Annotated in this window: 14 protein-coding genes; all 14 read right to left on the bottom strand. The window is 54.7% G+C overall.

Annotated elements, in window-relative coordinates:
• Nucleotides 1–406 precede the first annotated feature (406 nt).
• Entirely contained in the window at nt 407–1,300 is an 894-nt protein-coding gene (gene galF, locus IB214_RS09315; protein ID WP_115258110.1) for a GalU regulator GalF, read from the bottom strand.
• 165 nt (nt 1,301–1,465) lie between these two features.
• The gene (wcaM, locus tag IB214_RS09310) at nt 1,466–2,860 is read right to left on the bottom strand and encodes a colanic acid biosynthesis protein WcaM (protein WP_117343288.1); all 1,395 of its coding nucleotides are present in this window, start codon (nt 2,858–2,860) and stop codon (nt 1,466–1,468) included.
• 11 nt (nt 2,861–2,871) lie between these two features.
• Complete coding sequence (gene wcaL / locus IB214_RS09305; protein WP_117343287.1) at nt 2,872–4,092, bottom strand: colanic acid biosynthesis glycosyltransferase WcaL; 1,221 nt, start codon at nt 4,090–4,092, stop codon at nt 2,872–2,874.
• Nucleotides 4,089–5,369, bottom strand: a complete 1,281-nt coding sequence (wcaK, locus tag IB214_RS09300; RefSeq protein ID WP_117343286.1) for a colanic acid biosynthesis pyruvyl transferase WcaK — start codon at nt 5,367–5,369, stop codon at nt 4,089–4,091. The genes wcaL and wcaK overlap by 4 nt, the downstream gene beginning before the upstream one ends.
• Before the next feature lie 65 nt (nt 5,370–5,434).
• The gene (locus IB214_RS09295) at nt 5,435–6,913 is read right to left on the bottom strand and encodes an MOP flippase family protein (RefSeq protein WP_117343285.1); all 1,479 of its coding nucleotides are present in this window, start codon (nt 6,911–6,913) and stop codon (nt 5,435–5,437) included.
• A gap of 2 nt (nt 6,914–6,915) precedes the next feature.
• Nucleotides 6,916–8,310, bottom strand: coding sequence for an undecaprenyl-phosphate glucose phosphotransferase (gene wcaJ, locus IB214_RS09290; protein WP_117343284.1), 1,395 nt, complete (start codon nt 8,308–8,310; stop codon nt 6,916–6,918).
• A gap of 54 nt (nt 8,311–8,364) precedes the next feature.
• The gene (cpsG, locus tag IB214_RS09285; RefSeq protein ID WP_117343283.1) at nt 8,365–9,735 is read right to left on the bottom strand and encodes a colanic acid biosynthesis phosphomannomutase CpsG; all 1,371 of its coding nucleotides are present in this window, start codon (nt 9,733–9,735) and stop codon (nt 8,365–8,367) included.
• Nucleotides 9,736–9,884: 149 nt separating this feature from the next.
• Nucleotides 9,885–11,321 (bottom strand): mannose-1-phosphate guanyltransferase, encoded by a 1,437-nt coding sequence (gene cpsB / locus IB214_RS09280; RefSeq protein ID WP_117343282.1) that lies wholly within the window; start codon nt 11,319–11,321, stop codon nt 9,885–9,887.
• 3 nt (nt 11,322–11,324) lie between these two features.
• Nucleotides 11,325–12,548 carry a colanic acid biosynthesis fucosyltransferase WcaI gene (wcaI, locus tag IB214_RS09275; protein ID WP_117343281.1) on the bottom strand — a complete coding sequence of 408 codons (1,224 nt, stop codon included), beginning with the start codon at nt 12,546–12,548 and terminating at the stop codon, nt 11,325–11,327.
• On the bottom strand, nt 12,545–13,024 hold the full coding sequence (locus tag IB214_RS09270; RefSeq protein WP_117343280.1) for a GDP-mannose mannosyl hydrolase: 480 nt from the start codon (nt 13,022–13,024) through the stop codon (nt 12,545–12,547). The genes wcaI and IB214_RS09270 overlap by 4 nt, the downstream gene beginning before the upstream one ends.
• Nucleotides 13,025–13,026: 2 nt before the next feature.
• Complete coding sequence (locus IB214_RS09265) at nt 13,027–13,992, bottom strand: GDP-L-fucose synthase (RefSeq protein WP_117343279.1); 966 nt, start codon at nt 13,990–13,992, stop codon at nt 13,027–13,029.
• A 2-nt stretch (nt 13,993–13,994) separates the two neighbouring features.
• Nucleotides 13,995–15,116 (bottom strand): GDP-mannose 4,6-dehydratase, encoded by a 1,122-nt coding sequence (gmd, locus tag IB214_RS09260; RefSeq protein ID WP_096756588.1) that lies wholly within the window; start codon nt 15,114–15,116, stop codon nt 13,995–13,997.
• Between the two features lie 24 nt (nt 15,117–15,140).
• Nucleotides 15,141–15,695 (bottom strand): colanic acid biosynthesis acetyltransferase WcaF, encoded by a 555-nt coding sequence (gene wcaF / locus IB214_RS09255; protein ID WP_096756587.1) that lies wholly within the window; start codon nt 15,693–15,695, stop codon nt 15,141–15,143.
• A 9-nt stretch (nt 15,696–15,704) separates the two neighbouring features.
• Nucleotides 15,705–16,451 (bottom strand): colanic acid biosynthesis glycosyltransferase WcaE, encoded by a 747-nt coding sequence (gene wcaE, locus IB214_RS09250; protein WP_117343278.1) that lies wholly within the window; start codon nt 16,449–16,451, stop codon nt 15,705–15,707.
• Between the last annotated feature and the right edge of the window lie 3 nt (nt 16,452–16,454).

The raw sequence follows: 16,454 nt of genomic DNA, 5'->3' as shown, positions 1-16,454 counted from the left end.
ACTGTTAATACATTCGTTATTAAACCACTTAGATAAGCGAGGGAAATTATTCATAACCAAGTATAACTATACTAACTTAAATACTCATACGACAGTATGATTGCTAGCCTGTAAAATAGCTACCGCCCCTGGCTTAACAGCTACCAGTGCACTAGCTAAATTCCTAAGATGTACCTGCTCCACAAGTTATCGAAAGCACAGTTAAACCTAAACGCTAATTGTCTTACCAAATGCAGCCAGAAACAAGGAAAAATCTGACAAAACCAAGATTAAACTTGGTAGGTTAACTCGTTGTTATTGATTGTTTTTCATAAAAAAACGACAGTAACATTCCCTTGCATCAAGTATAAACGCTGGGATGTTAGCTGCCGCTATTTTTCTGGTTGCCGTCACAAACATCTAAAATCTATTCGCTAAGTAGCTTCTCAATGCCCTTGCGGAACTTAGCCCCTTCCTTCAGGTTGCGCAGCCCATACTTCACAAATGCCTGCATGTAACCCATTTTTTTACCGCAGTCGTAGCTATCGCCGGTCATCAGCATCGCATCGACAGACTGTTTTTTCGCCAGTTCAGCAATGGCATCCGTTAACTGGATACGTCCCCAGGCACCAGGTTCAGTTTTTTCCAGTTCAGCCCAAATATCCGCTGACAGCACATAGCGCCCTACTGCCATCAGATCGGAATCCAGCGTTTGTGGCTGATCGGGTTTTTCAATGAACTCGACGATGCGGCTAATGTTACCTTCGTTGTTTAAAGGCTCCTTCGTCTGAATGACCGAATATTCAGAAAGATCGCCTTGCATACGTTTAGCCAGTACCTGGCTGCGCCCGGTTTCATTAAAACGAGCCACCATTGCGGCCAGGTTATAACGTAACGGATCGGCACTTGCCGTATCAAGCACAACGTCGGGCAGCACCACCACAAAAGGGTTGTCGCCAACGATGGGCCGCGCGCACAGAATCGAATGGCCCAGGCCCAGCAATTGCGCCTGACGCACGTTCATAATGGTCACGCCCGGAGGACAGATGGACTGCACTTCGGCCAGTAGCTGACGCTTCACGCGCTGCTCAAGGAGCGATTCTAATTCATAAGAGGTGTCGAAATGGTTCTCAACGGCATTCTTGGATGCATGCGTCACCAGAACGATTTCTTTGATCCCAGCAGCCACAACTTCGTCGATAATGTACTGAATCATCGGCTTGTCGACAATCGGCAGCATCTCTTTAGGGATTGCCTTCGTGGCAGGCAGCATATGCATCCCCAGACCCGCTACCGGAATAACTGCTTTCAAATTAACCATTACGTCATTCACCTATTCTTTAGTTGCTGAATTATAGCTTTTTAGCGTGTTTTAGCCAGTATGAATTACATCGTTCAGTTGGCGGGTATGTTACGCCGCTTATCTACGGAATGCAGTAATCTTAATCCCAAGCGTGCGTAACTTTAGCCAGGAATGGTCGTAAAATTACCGCCCCCGCTCCGGCAGGCGAAAATTCACCGCCTCGACGTTCACCACTTTATGATTCACCCTGTCGATATCAACCGAACTTTGCCCGGCTTCGTTCACCGCATGGACGTTGGCCAGCGACAGCAGTGTGTCCTGTTTAGCCATAAACTTGCCGCGCACATCCTTACGGAGGTCGAAGTGCATCTTCAGCGCAGGCCCCACGGCGGATTTTTGCATCACCTTGATATTGCGTAAAAAAAGATGCTGCGGTTGATTGTGCAGTTCCAGCGTCGCCCGCCTCATCTCCACGTTGGTGATGGCGACAAACGACGTTGCATTACCTGATGAAATTTGAATGCCGCGTAAAGTAGACTCGAGCTGACTATTATCCAGATGAATATTATTCAGCTTAAAGTTTTGCGGAATAGATAAATAACGCCCTTTGATTACGCCGTAACCAATTAACATGCCTGCGCTCTGTTTCATATTGATATTATCAATCACGAAATTGTCACAACCATAAATAGCTATCGTGGCATTATCAATGCCCGCTTTCTTACTGAAATCCGGGGTGATATTGCGAGCCTTAACATTACGAATGATAAAGTGTTTGCCGTTCTCAACATGGACCAGTTGGCGACAATCAGAGCCGGTGATATTCGCCACCACAAAGTTTTTCACCGCCTGCGCGTCCGGGTAGCTATTGTCATACGTGCTGCCCGCCAATCCGATACCAATACCCCAGTTCACGTTGCCATTAGTGCAGTTAATGCGCTCAATAACATGATCCGAGATGAGAATGTCGCGGTCGTTAATCGCCACATTCCACTCGATGGCATCGCCCTGCAGATCACTAAAATGACCGTTGGTGATCTGCACACCGTCCATCTGGTTGTGAAATCCCTGGCGCAGGATGCCATAGTTCGCGTGGCTGACGGTGATATCGTCAATGATGAGATTGCGCATCTGCCGCGGGGTCTTGCCGCCGATATAAATTTGTGTCACCGGGCCGAAACCGCTCATCGCAAGTCCTTTGATAACACAATCTGAACCCCGCACATCGAGGGTGACATTGTGCAGGCTCCCACTGCCCTCCCCGGTTACCTGGCTTCCCTCCTGCAGAACAAACCGCCCGCGCCCGTTGCCGCTCACGCGCCCGAGTACGCGTAACGTTTTGCCCGGTGGGATAAATACGCCGGTATTCATGTTTTCACAGACCACACCCGCAGGGACCACGACGGTTTGCCCTTCAGCGAAAGCCTGGCGGAAAGAAGCGACCCAGTCATTCGGGTTATAATCCTGAATATTGACGCTGCGCGCGGCTTCCAGCGCCCTTACAGCGGGAGAATGGAGTACGACAAGCGCAGAGCCTGCCGTAATAAAGGTACGGCGTGAGAGCTTTTTCTCTGGCATACAACCTCGGTTTACAGCGCGTGCAGCAGGCTGGCTAACTGTTTATTGATAACGGATTGATTGAATTCCGTGGCGATTTTTTCACGCGCGCGCAGCACAATCGGTGTCACCTCCTGACTATCAAGCTGACTGAACGCCGCCAGCCGTTCAGCCAGCGACTGCGCATCGTTTTCAGGCGCCAGCCAGCCGGATTTACCGGACTCCACCAGCTCAGGAATACCGCTGTGCACAGTAGACACTACCGGGATCCCCACCGCCATCGCCTCCATCAGCGCCACCGGGATCCCCTCCATGTCGCCATCCGCTCCCGTGATGGAGGGCAGCAGAAATACATCCGCCTGTTCTAACATCGCTTTGACCTGATGACTGGGCATAAAGCCGGGCATCTCAATCACATCATCGAGTTGATACTGCTCAATCAGCGTGCGCAGGCGCCGCTCCCACGGGCCAATTCCCAGAATGCGATACCGAAACGCCACACCCTGCGCTTTTAGCTGACGACAGGCTTCGATAGCCACATGCAGCCCTTTTTTCTCGGTGAGTCGCGCAACCGAAAGAATTTCCAGCTTTTCTCCCGGCGCTTTCACCTCACGAGGGGTAAAGCGCGTCATATCAATGCCCATGCGCGATACGGCAATCTTCTGTGGCGGGCAGCCCATATTTTTTAACCGTCCGGCCCACAGATGGCTGATGGGCAGCATCAGATCGCCGCGCTGAAACAGCGTTTGATACTCCGGGGTATAGCGGGCGAGCACCTCCCGGTGCGAAATATCGATGCCATGAAACACCGTGGCGATTTTGCCGCTTATCACGCCCAGTTCACGCAGCTTCGCCGCCGTCACGCCCGCCGGTCCAAAGTGGGCAATAAACACGTCGGCATGAAACGTTTTACGGGTTAACCCACATATCGCTGCCAGAATCAGGTTGCGCGCTTCTTCGCCATAGCGAGAGATATTCAGCGCTTTCCAGGTCGCCGCCCGGGTAATGCCCAGCCACGCCGCCGCGCCTCGGTATTGCAGCTTGGCTCGCTTGCCTTGCGGCTCGTCGAGCAGCCAGTGCGTTTTGTCGGCCAATCGGTACGCCTCGTAGGCGGCATGTGTGTTCTCGAGATCGCCCTTGTGCAACGCGACAATTTCGACGTCGTAACCCATATCGATAAACGCGGTTATCTGATTCAGCACAAAGGTCTCAGATGAGAGCGGAAATTTAAGCAGGAAAAAGCCAACCTTCATTTTTGCTCCTCAATGCGCGTCAGTACCGATTGCACCATGCGCATGCCGTGTTCACGCTCACGCTGCACGGCCTCATTCAGCCGTATACTGAGGGCTGGCAACTGCCCGAGCACGTCGGCCACCTGCGTTTGCAGACTGCCGTCCAGCAGATGGCTGATGTCAATCGCCATCTCCGGCAGCCCCAGCTGCTGCATAATCCCCGCTGATTTATGCTCGTAGTTGATGGCAATCGCCGGGGTGTCAAAGTTCATGGAAATAATGGCAGAGTGCAGACGGGTGCCCACGGTTAACTCGCACGCCCCGAGAATTTTCCCCATTTCGAGGTCATTCAGTTCGTCCATCACCACGTGATACCGGGCCGGATCGTTAACGTACTGGCGCAGGTTCAGCGCTACCATGCGGTCATCTTTGTTGTAACTGTCGATGCCGGTACAGGTTGATAGCGCCATCACCTGGTAACCCTCGTCGAGGATACGGTTCACCATCCCGGCAAACGCCTGCTCATAGGCCTGCTGCGTGGTGCCCAGACGTTTATCAAACGGCGCCAGCTCCCGCAGGGTGATGGCGACGGTTTTTTGCTGTGCCACTGTGTGTAGCCAGTGCCGGACGGCATAGCTGGGTTCAAAATCGTCCTGATGATTATCAACCAGCCAGGCGGTATCGACGCCGTGCTCCACTTTCTCGGTCGTGATTTCGCTGCGTTTCATCAAGTCCAGACTGACGGACTCACGCAAAATCAGGGCATTACAGTGGCCGAAGACGTAATTCGCCAGTTGGTTAAATTGTGCATCCTGGAACGGCCCAACGCTGTGACCAATCATGTACAGCGGCTTTTTCGCCATAAATGTGCACAGAGCATGTTCAAACTGCGGCACGCCGTACAGATCGACAAAAAACGATCCCCCCACCTGGATGATGGCGTCATAGCGCGACAGTAGACGGACAAAATCAGTAAACCCTTGGGCGATGGCGATATTGCGCAGGTTACCGGAATCGGTCACGCGCGAGAGCAAAACCTGATGCTGATAGCGCCGACGCAGGACTTTCTTCACCCGCCCCACTACGCCGGCGGCGTTATTGTGCTGCTTCATCTGTGAATACAGCGGATCGCCCATCACCGGGCGATTGAGCAGCCAGGAAGAGCTCACCGGATAACGGCTCATCACATCCACTTCCGTCTGCGGTTGCAGCGTGTTAATAGCATCCAGCAAACCGCGCAAAATGGCGCTGTCGCCACGGTTGCCGCAGGTATGGTTGCCGAGAATTAATACTTTCATCATGACCTCTTTCAATCATTGCCGGATGGAGGCTGTCGCCTTATCCGACCTACAACAAACCCAATTCAGCCTGCGCGGAGCAAGGTTTTCATTTTTTCACTGCGGCAAAACGGGCGTTTGAGTTCCGCCACCAGCGGGTGGCGCGACAGCACAATCGTCACCGCAAATGCCAGCGCGCCCGCCGCTACCTGCAGACCCAGCAGCAGGCTTAACGCCAGTTGGCCCTGCAGCACAATGCCCAGCCCATAGCTAATCACCAGCGTCGGTATGGAGAGATAAAACGGCAGCCACAGGCTGAGCATGTACTGCCTGTAGCTCGGCCCCAGCACCGGTTTAATCATCACGAAGTAGCTGAGAATGGTGTTGACTACCTGCACCAGCAAAAAGCCCAGCGTCACGCCCATCGCGCCTGCCAGATGTCCGCCAACGAGAATGGCCGGAATAAACAGACAGGTTTTGAAGACATTGAATTTGAAGCTGATATCAACGCGGGCTTTTGCCATCAGTAACGAACCTATCGGATTACCGACAGAGCGCAGCAGCCCAACAACACACAGCAGTTGCAGGATTGGGACGATGGCGCGCCATTTCTCACCGAACACCAGCGGTACCAGATTGTTCGCCACTACCATCAGGCCCAGCAGCGCAGGGAAGTTGATAATGCCGACCACCGACAGGAGCTTGTAAAAATTCACCCGCAGTTTTTCGCTGTCGTCCTGTATTTTGGCAAACGCCGGAAACAGCACGCGGGTGATAATCGGGTTCAGCTTGATGGGCGGGACCACCGCCACGTTCCAGGCCAGATTAAATCCGCCTGCCACGCCTGCGCCCAGCGTTCGGGCCAGCACCAGCGTGGAAAGATTGGTGTTGATATAATTGATAATGCTGTCCGCCGTCAGCCAGGCGCCAAAGCGCAGGTTCGACGTCACCGATGCGAGTGAAAAATGCAGCCCGGGGCGGTAAATCTGGCGGCCAAAATAACCAAACAGCAGCGTACGCAACGCGCAGTTCACCAGATACCCCAGAATGGCAGTCATCGCCAGCGGCCAGAAATGGGCGCCGATCACGGTCACGGTAAACCCGGCCAGTACCGCGCTGGTTTCAATCATGCCAATTTTGTTGAACGCCATGTCCTTTTGCATCAGCGCACGGAACTGCTGCCCGTGCGGGATCAGCACAAACGCCAGCGACAGCGTTTTAATCAGCGGTGCCAGGTCGGGGTTATTCAGGACATCAGCAATCACCTCACTGAGCAGGAACATCGCCAGGCACACCAGCATCCCCAGCCCGACGTTCAGCCAATACAGGGTGGTAAGTTCAAGATAGCCAATCGCTTTGCGCTGGATAATCGAGTTGGCAATGCCGAAGTCGGAGAGCGTATCGGCCAGTGCGATAATCACCAGCGACACGGTCAGCAGACCGAACTGATGGGCGTCAATGATGCGCGCCAGCACGGTCATCTGAATCAGCCCAAGGCCAATGATGAAAACCGTGGCAATCGCCGACCACTTGGCACCGTTAAGGGTTTTTTCTCGTAAGCTCATGTTTAATACGCCGCTTTGTTAACAAAACCCTTAAATACCGTCAGAAAAACAATCTTGATATCGAACCACACGCTCCATTCGCGAATGTACTCGAGGTCAAACTCCACCCGTTTTTCCATTTTTTCCAGCGTGTCGGTTTCCCCGCGCCAGCCGTTGATTTGCGCCCAGCCGGTAATGCCGGGTTTCACCTTATGGCGCAGCATGTAGCCTTCGATAAGCGTGCGGTATTGCTCGTTGTGTGCCACCGCGTGCGGGCGCGGCCCGACGATCGACATGCCACCGGTCAGCACGTTAATAAACTGCGGCAGCTCATCGAGCGAGGTGCGGCGCAGGAAATTACCCACGCGGGTGACACGCGGATCGTTTTGCGTCGCCTGGGTGACGACCGCGTCGTTTTCCATCACCTTCATCGAGCGAAACTTCCACACCTTGATCGGCTTGCCGTCCATGCCGTAGCGGGTCTGGCGGAAAATCACCGGCCCCTTTGAGGTGAGCTTCACCGTCAGCGCAATGCCGCACAGCACCGGGGAAATCAGCAGCAGGATCAGCGAAGCCAGCACGATATCTTCCGCGCGTTTCAGCAAGCGATTAATGCCCGACAGCGGCGTGTCGTACAGCGGCACCACCGGCACACCGTTCATCTCTTCAATGCGTGAATGCAGGATGTTGAAGGTAAAGACGTCGGGGATCAGGATCACCGAACAGGTGGTGTCGGCCAGGTCGCGCACCAGTTTTTTTACGCGGGTGCCGTCATTGATCGACATGGCAATATAGACGTTGTGAATGCGGGCAGCTTTAGCGTCATCCACCAGCTGTTGCAGATTTCCGGCCCAGTCGCGGGAGTTTTTTCCTGGGACGGGATCGTGATAGACGCCCGCCACTTCAAAGCCCAGCCACGGTTCATGGCGAAAGCTGTCCAGCAGCAGCTGTCCGGCAGGGAGATCGCCCGCTACCGCCACCCGACGGGTGTTATATCCACGATTGCGCAGCCACCCTGCAATGTAGCGAATAAACGCGCGGCACAGCAGCAGACCGACGCTGGACAGCAGATACCACGCCAGCCAGACGGCGAGTCGGTTATCAAAATCGTTGTTAAAGGCAATTAACCCCGCGCTGAAGACCAGGCTCAGCGTCCAGTTTTGCAGCAGCAGCACCAGCTCGGTGGAAATTTTGACCCCGCGCCAGGAACGGTAAAAATCGGTGATCCCCCCCAGCATCTGAAAAACAACCAGCGTGATCAACGCCACCAGCAGGTGCATGTACAGGAAGGGCAAACCGCTCAGTTCACAGACCAGCCACAGTCCGCCAAACATGATGGTGATATCTGAAAAGCGTTGCACCATTGAGATTAACGACGCATTGGTTTTCGCGCGTTGGCGCTTTTTTAGATGTGTCATCGTGGTTCCTGTTAGTCACCCCTTGCCCACTGTCGGGCAAGGGAAGCACCGGCATTACTGATTCAGCAACGCCAGAAGAGTGCGCGTTCGCGCTTCCATCAACGGAATGTCTCCGCGCGATTCCACGTTCAGGCGCACCACCGGTTCGGTATTGGAGGAACGTAAATTGAAGCGCCAGTCGACAAACGACATGCTGATGCCATCGGTTCTGTCCACCGCCAGCGCCTCGCCGGAGAAATGCCGCTCTACCCGGTCAATCGCCACCTTCGGTTCTGCCAGGGTGCTATTGATTTCCCCGCTCGCCGGATACGCCGCCATGCGGTCGCGAACAAGTTCGCCAAGCCGCTGTCCTTTCAGGCACACCAGTTCCGCTACCAGCAGCCACGGGATCATTCCGCTGTCGCAGTAGGCAAAATCACGAAAATAGTGATGGGCGCTCATTTCACCACCGTAAATGGCATCTTCATGGCGCATTCGCTCTTTAATGAAGGCATGACCGGTTTTCGACATCACCGGCTTACCGCCCGCCGCCGTCACCACATCGACCGTGTTCCACGACAGACGCGGGTCATGAATGATCTTCGAGCCCGGATTTTTCTCCAGAAACGCCTCCGCCAGCAGACCGACAATGTAGTAACCCTCAATAAACTGGCCGTTCTCATCAAACAGGAAGCAACGGTCAAAATCGCCGTCAAAGGCAATCCCCATATCCGCGCCGTATTCAATCACCGCATTACGGGTATCCGCCCGGCATTCCGGCAGCAGCGGGTTGGGAATACCGTTCGGGAAGGTGCCGTCAGGCGTGTTGTGGATCTTGATCAATTCAACCGGGACACCGAGAGACTGAAAACGGGCTTCAATGGCGTCCAGCACCGGGCCTGCCGCGCCGTTACCGGCGTTAAGCACCAGCTTCATTGGTTTAAGGTTTTTGACGTCGATGTAACCAAGCAGATGATCAATGTAAGCCGCGCGCGGATTGATGGCGGTGTAACGGCCACGTCGGGACGCATCCACAGGCGGGAAGTCGTTGGCTTCCGCCAGCCGTTGGATCTCACGCAGACCGCTATCGCCGCTGATAGGTCGTGCGCCCTCACGTACCAGCTTCATGCCGTTGTAATCCAGCGGATTATGGCTGGCGGTCACTTCAATACCACCGTCCACGCCGAGGTGGAAGGTGGCGAAATAAATCTCTTCGGTGCCCGACATGCCGATATCCAGCACATCCACGCCCGCATCCTGCAGCCCTTTTGCCAGCGCCATCTTCAATGCGTTGCTGGTCAGGCGGACATCACCGCCCAGCACCATGGTTTTCGGTTGCAGAAACTCACCGCAGGCGCGGCCAATGCGCCAAGCGATGTCTTCATTGAGCTCTTCGCCCAGCCTGCCGCGTATGTCGTAGGCTTTGAAACAGGTTAATGTCGTCATGTTTTACCCTTCTTCAGGCAACAGTTGGCCCTGACTCTTAATGAGCCTTTTAATGAGTGTTAAATGCATTGCCCGGTGCGCTTCACTTACCGGGCCTACGGTGTTGTAGGCCGGATAAGCGCAGCGCCATCCGGCAAGATATTCAGTGCCTACACCCGACCGTAGCGATCGGCAAAGCGCACTACGTCGTCCTCTTCGAGGTAGGATCCCGATCGCACTTCAATCAGATCGAGCGGGATTTTTCCGGGGTTCTCCAGACAGTGTGTCGCTCCCAGAGGGATATAGACAGACTCGTTTTCACCGAGCAGTTTGATGTCATCATCGATCGTCACCTTCGCCGTCCCAGCCACCACCACCCAATGCTCTGCGCGGTGATGGTGCATCTGCACCGACAATCCCTCGCCAGGTTTTACGGTAATGCGTTTAACCTGGTAACGTTCTCCGGCGTCGATGGAGTCATACTTACCCCACGGACGGTACACTTCGCGGTGAATATGATGCTCATGGCGGCCGTCAGCTTTAATCTGCTCCACCACTTTTTTCACATCCTGGACCGCGTTGCGATCGGCTATCAGCACCGCGTCTTTGGTCTGCACCACCACCAGGTCTTTCACTCCGACGGTGGTCACCAGTCCGGACTCCGCGTACACGTAGCTGTTTTCGGTTTTGTGGCTGATCACGTCGCCGTGATGCACGTTGCCTTCGGCGGTATGAGCGCTGATCTCCCACAGCGAAGACCACGATCCCACGTCACTCCAGCCCGCGCTCATTGGCATCACCACCGCGTCCGCGGTATGTTCCATCACCGCATAGTCCACCGACTCTTCCGGGCAGGCGAGAAACGCCTCTTCATCGACGCGGATAAAATCGAGATCGGGATCGACCGTGCTCATCGCCTTTTCGCAGGCGCTCAGAATATCGGGGCGGTACTTTTTCAGCTCTTCCAGATAACGCCCGGCACGAAACAGAAACATGCCGCTGTTCCAGTAATAATCGCCGCTTGCCACGTAGGCTTGTGCGGTGTCCTGATCCGGTTTTTCCACAAACTGCGCCACCGTAAAGGCAACCGTATCGGTAGTTGCGGGGCAAACGTCACCGCGACGAATATAGCCGTAACCGGTCTGTGCCGAGTCCGGCACGATACCAAATGTCACCAGCTTGCCCGCCTCGGCATGCGGCATCGCATTGCGAACCGCCTCGCGAAACGCCTCTTCGTCGGTAATCACGTGATCTGCCGCCAGCACCAGTATCAGCGGGTCAGCGTCCGGACTGTGACGTTTTGCCGCCAGCGCGGCCAGCGCAATCGCCGGGGCGGTATTACGCCCGGCGGGTTCCAGAATGATATTTTCGGTCAACTTGTTGAGCTGTCTAAGTTGTTCGGCAACGATAAAGCGATGCTGCTCGTTGCAGATAACCACCGGGCTTTCGCACTCCACGCCGTTCAGACGGCATATCGTGGTTTGCAGCATGGTGAGTTCGCCCTTCAGGCACAGGAACTGCTTGGGATACAGGACGCGGGACAGCGGCCACAACCGGCTACCGGAGCCACCGGCCATCACCACTGGAAAGAGTGTGCGTTGACGCATGATTTATCCCCGTATATCTGCAATAAATTGGCTAAGCACGCGGTCTTTTTCCAGCGTGCGTTCGGCATAGTCACGTGCCACCGTGTTGATGTCAGGCATGATTAGCGCCTGGGTAATTCCGGCCACCAGCGCACTCACCAACTCCGGCTCCACGCATACCGCAATCCCCGGATGGTCCTCGCAGAGCTGGCCCAGTTCGGTATCAGGCTCCGCGGTGATCACCGCATTGCCACCCACGGCAAGAATATTGGTCAGCTTGGAGGGCAATACCGCATCCGCCGCACCGCGCTTTTGCACCACTAAATGACAGTCGGCCATCTTCAGCAGCGCAGGCAGTGCGTCATAAGATTGCAGGGGGAAAAATATTACGTTTTCCAGGCCGCGCTCGCGGACCCTGTTTTCCAGCCGCGCCTTGCCGCCACCCTGCCCGACAATCACAAACAGCCAGGGCTGAGCACTCAGCTCGTCGGCGGCATCAATCACGCTCTCCAGTCCCTGCTTTTCACCGATGTTGCCCGAGTAAAGAATGATTTTTTTTCCTTCAGGCACACCGAGTTTTTGCCGCAACGCCCGGGCATCATCCGCGGTCACGTCGCGAAATCGCGCCACTTCCGACCAGTTAGGAAAGAAGATGACCTTTTCTTCAGCGACCCCTTTTTCCTGCGCTTTATTCATCATCGAACGCGAGATGGTTGAGACATAGTCGACGTTATGCAGGCCGCTGCGTTCAAACGCGCTGGCCAATGTGGCCACTTTGCCGCCCCTGCTGTTCCCGGCCATTCCGAGGCCAAGCATGGCGTCAACTTCATAATCCTGAATGTGCAGCAGCGTGCGTGCCCCGGAGAGTTTCGCCAGCAGGCGCATCCCCGGTGTGCAAAACAGCGTCGGCACCACGCCAATAATGCGATCGGGCTTCCAGCGTCGCTGCGCCATCAGCGGGAAAAAACTGCTCACGGCAAAACTGCCCAAATGCAGCAGACGTTTCAGCGTTGAGGGCTGCTTTGGCACATACAACGGACAGCGCCAGACGGTGGCATCGCCTTCTTCCCGACGATAACGCCAGGCGGAATAACGGCCGTTCACTTTCCACTGCGGGTAGTAAGGCGGCGCGGTGATCACCCGAACGTCATGCCCGGCTTGCGCCATCCACTCCACCATTTCGCCGGTGTATTTGCCGATCCCGGTCAGTTCCGGCGAATAATTAATGCCGTACACCAGAATTTTCATAAGCCCGGCACTCCGGCCTGACGTTGCGGCATAAAGTACGCCCGGCTGTTATCATGAACGTTATCGCTGGCCAGCAACGCCTGCGGCGTCAGCCAGCAGTAGTCGTCATGCTGGGAATCGGGCAGACGCAGGTCTGCCTCGCTCACCTTCAGGCGAAAACCGAGCACCACATAATGGGTGGTGAAATCGGTGCCCGAAAAGTTATCGTCATAGAAGTGCTGCCAGACGCCGTAAAACTCTGCGGAAGACAGCGGCAAACGTAACCCCAGTTCCGCCAACGTCAGGCGCTCAAACGCGTCTTCGAGCCGTTCATCCTTCTGCACCCGTCCACCTGGCACAAACCAAAATCCCTGGGCGGGACGGTTGAGGCGTTGGCCCAGCAGGTACTCACCGCGCGCATTTTCCACCAGCAAATCAATGGAAATCAGCGGCGCACAGCGCACTACCGTGGCAAATTCTTCCTGACGTAAAAACATATTTACCCCCGGTACCGCTGCTGATTTTCAAGGAACCACTGATACGTGCTGGCAAGCCCGTCCTCCAGCGACACCTCGTGGTACCAGCCCAACTGGTGTAAACGGGTAACATCCAGCAATTTGCGTGGCGTACCGTCGGGTTTGCTGGCGTCAAACACCACGCGACCTTTGTAGCCCACGACCTTCGCGACCGTCTGCGCCAGTTCGCGAATGGTGCAGTCGACGCCGGTTCCCACGTTGATGTGCGACAACATCGGCTGGGTGTGCTCCTGCCAGACCTCGCGGTCCAGTTCCATCACATGAATGCTGGCGGCAGCCATGTCATCCACGTGCAGGAACTCGCGCATTGGCGTGCCGCTCCCCCACACCACTACATCCGGCGCATTTTGTGCGCAGGCTTCATGAAAGCGGCGCAGCAGTGCCGGGATCACGTGCGAGTTACTCGGATGAAAGTTATCCTGCGGCCCGTACAGATTGGTGGGCATCACCGAGCGGTAATCGCGGCCGTACTGACGGTTATACGACTCGCACAGTTTGATCCCGGCGATTTTGGCAATCGCGTAGGGCTCATTAGTGGCCTCGAGCGTTCCCTGCAACAGTTCGCTTTCACCCATCGGCTGGTTGGCCAGCTTCGGGTAAATGCAGGATGAGCCGAGGAACAACAGCTTATTCACGTTATGGCAGTGCGCCGCGTGAATGATGTTGCTCTCAATCATCATATTTTCGTAAATAAAATCAGCGGGGTAAGTATTGTTCGCCACGATTCCACCCACCTTCGCCGCCGCCAGGTACACCTGGTCGATACGTTCGGTGGCAAAAAACTGCTGCACCGCACGGGCATCCAGCAGATTCAGTTCATCACGGGTACGCAGCACCAGCTCCACGTTGTCGCGCGTGGCCAGCAGCCTGACGATGGCGGACCCCACCATCCCGCGATGGCCCGCCACAAAAATACGTTGTTTCATCATCCTCAGTACTCCAGCGCGATGGCGACCTCATAGCCGTGAGATTTCAGCAGAGAGTGTTTCTTCGCCGCTTCCAGATCGTTGGCAACCATTTCACTGACCATCTGGCTCAGGGTGATTTCCGGCTTCCAGCCTAGCTTGTCGTGCGCTTTTGCCGGATCACCGAGCAACGTTTCGACTTCTGCCGGACGGAAATAACGCGGATCGACCGCAATCATCACGTCACCCGGCTTCACGCCCGGCGCATCGTGTCCGGTCACCGACACGACAATGCCTTTCTCCTCAACGCCCTGCCCTTCAAAACGCAATTTAATGCCCAGCTGCGCGGCCGCCATTTCGACAAACTGGCGCACGGAGTACTGCACGCCGGTGGCAATAACAAAATCTTCCGGCTGATCCTGTTGCAGCATCATCCACTGCATGCGCACATAATCTTTGGCGTGGCCCCAGTCACGCAGGGAATCCATGTTGCCGAGATACAGACACGACTCCAGCCCCTGCGCAATGTTGGCAATCGCCCGGGTAATTTTGCGGGTAACGAATGTTTCGCCCCGGCGCGGAGACTCATGGTTAAACAGAATGCCGTTGCAGGCGAACATGCCGTAGGATTCACGGTAATTGACGGTTATCCAGTAGGCGTACAGTTTGGCGACCGCATACGGAGAACGCGGGTAGAACGGCGTGGTCTCTTTCTGCGGCGTTTCCTGTACCAGGCCATACAGTTCAGACGTGGAGGCCTGATAGAAGCGGGTTTTCTTTTCGAGGCCGAGGAAGCGGATCGCCTCCAGCAGGCGCAGCGTACCAATCGCATCGACGTCCGCGGTGTATTCCGGGGATTCAAACGATACTGCCACGTGGCTCATCGCCCCGAGGTTATAGACTTCATCCGGCTGAACTTCCTGTAAAATACGGGTCAGGTTGGAGGTATCCGTCAGATCGCCGTAATGCAGATGAAATTTTGGATTACCCGAGTGCGGATCCTGATAAATATGATCCACTCGTTCGGTATTAAACGACGACGCACGACGTTTAATCCCATGAACTTCATACCCTTTTTCCAACAGAAGTTCTGCCAGGTAAGAACCATCCTGCCCGGTTACGCCAGTAATGAGAGCGACTTTTGACATGTTTACACCTCTTAAATGATCCCCTCAGGGAGTAACTTTCTCAACGCGTTCGCGCGTTACGACCGCAGGATTTCCCCGACAAACGGCATTGGCGGGCAGCGATTTAAAAACGCTGCTTCGCGCCCCAACGACAGTGCCCGCCCCAATCGTCACGCCGGGTGCGACAAATACATCTGTCGCCAGCCAGCATTTCTCGCCAATCACAATCGGCGTGGCGTTAATATCAAAGTGCGGGCTGGCATAATCATGGCTACCGGTACATAAATAACTTTTTTGCGAGATAACAGCATTGGCACCAATCGTAATCGTGCCCAGCGTATATAACACCGCGTCATCACCCACCCATGCGTAATCACCCAGGGTTAGTTTCCATGGATAGGTTATTTTTACTGAAGGTCGAATAACGACGTTTTTTCCTATCTTCGCGCCGAATAAACGTAATAAAAATGCGCGCCAGCGGTACATCACCTGCGGTGATAGTCGAAATAATGTGGACTGTACCGCCCACCATAATTGCACTTTAATTGCACCGCCTCCGCGAAAGCCTTTCGGCATCGTGAAGCCTTTTAAATCCTGCATATTTACCCCTTACATTTTGCCATATAAGGTTTTGGCCTTACCGGTGGTGCGTAAGCGCAAATGCCAGGACAGTTCGGCCCAAAAACCCGGCATATGTAATATCTGACGCTGGACCTTTTTTGCATCCCGGCATAACTCAAGATTATTTGTCGTCGATACGCCGCCCATAGAAAACTCAGAGACCAGTCCGCTTAATTTTTTAAAGGCATAACCAGATTTATATAATTTTGCGGCCAACGCATAATCAGACGACACGTTAAATTGCAGATCGTAGCGCCAGGTATGCAATCCACTAACCGGAAAAAATATCGCCTGATGACTGGCCGGCAGGCTGTGGTAAATATACCAACCGGGCTTGGCACGACGCTTAATTTTGTTTCCATCACCAAAATCCAGCAGCGCATCGCCGATCACCATCGCCTTGTCGCTTTGCGTTTTGAGCTGGCGGATAAATGACGCAGCATCCGCATGCAGAATATCACCGGAGTTCAGAAACAGTGCGAACCGCCCTCGCGCCAGGGCAATGCCTTTGTTCATCGCATCATAAATACCGTTGTCCGGTTCGCTGACAAACCGTAACCGGTGCTCACCGTTGAGATTTTCCAGAAACGCCTGCGTACCGTCCGCAGAACCGCCATCGATCACAATCCATTCAAAGCTGATGTCGCCCGCCTGCGCCAGATGGGCTAGCGATGCGTGGGTTTTGACGATCCCCTGCAGATTACGAAAGGCGACGGTGATAATAGTGAGCAGCATAGG

The sequence above is a fragment of the Citrobacter sp. C1 genome, assembly GCF_014596895.2.
GTDB classification, from domain to species: Bacteria; Pseudomonadota; Gammaproteobacteria; order Enterobacterales; family Enterobacteriaceae; genus Citrobacter; species Citrobacter gillenii.
The sequence above is the reverse complement of the archived record's forward strand: the minus strand, read 5'-3'. Positions and strand labels throughout refer to the sequence as shown.

What these genes read in the sequence shown, in the direction of transcription:
- cpsB (WP_117343282.1), bottom strand. Translation starts at nt 11,321, where the DNA reads ATGCGTCAACGCACACTCTTTCCAGTGGTGATGGCCGGTGGCTCCGGT.
- wcaM (WP_117343288.1), bottom strand. Translation starts at nt 2,860, where the DNA reads ATGCCAGAGAAAAAGCTCTCACGCCGTACCTTTATTACGGCAGGCTCT.
- wcaE (WP_117343278.1), bottom strand. Translation starts at nt 16,451, where the DNA reads ATGCTGCTCACTATTATCACCGTCGCCTTTCGTAATCTGCAGGGGATC.
- wcaJ (WP_117343284.1), bottom strand. Translation starts at nt 8,310, where the DNA reads ATGACACATCTAAAAAAGCGCCAACGCGCGAAAACCAATGCGTCGTTA.
- gmd (WP_096756588.1), bottom strand. Translation starts at nt 15,116, where the DNA reads ATGTCAAAAGTCGCTCTCATTACTGGCGTAACCGGGCAGGATGGTTCT.
- wcaI (WP_117343281.1), bottom strand. Translation starts at nt 12,548, where the DNA reads ATGAAAATTCTGGTGTACGGCATTAATTATTCGCCGGAACTGACCGGG.
- wcaK (WP_117343286.1), bottom strand. Translation starts at nt 5,369, where the DNA reads ATGAAAGTATTAATTCTCGGCAACCATACCTGCGGCAACCGTGGCGAC.
- IB214_RS09295 (WP_117343285.1), bottom strand. Translation starts at nt 6,913, where the DNA reads ATGAGCTTACGAGAAAAAACCCTTAACGGTGCCAAGTGGTCGGCGATT.
- galF (WP_115258110.1), bottom strand. Translation starts at nt 1,300, where the DNA reads ATGGTTAATTTGAAAGCAGTTATTCCGGTAGCGGGTCTGGGGATGCAT.
- IB214_RS09270 (WP_117343280.1), bottom strand. Translation starts at nt 13,024, where the DNA reads ATGTTTTTACGTCAGGAAGAATTTGCCACGGTAGTGCGCTGTGCGCCG.
- IB214_RS09265 (WP_117343279.1), bottom strand. Translation starts at nt 13,992, where the DNA reads ATGATGAAACAACGTATTTTTGTGGCGGGCCATCGCGGGATGGTGGGG.
- wcaL (WP_117343287.1), bottom strand. Translation starts at nt 4,092, where the DNA reads ATGAAGGTTGGCTTTTTCCTGCTTAAATTTCCGCTCTCATCTGAGACC.
- wcaF (WP_096756587.1), bottom strand. Translation starts at nt 15,695, where the DNA reads ATGCAGGATTTAAAAGGCTTCACGATGCCGAAAGGCTTTCGCGGAGGC.
- cpsG (WP_117343283.1), bottom strand. Translation starts at nt 9,735, where the DNA reads ATGACGACATTAACCTGTTTCAAAGCCTACGACATACGCGGCAGGCTG.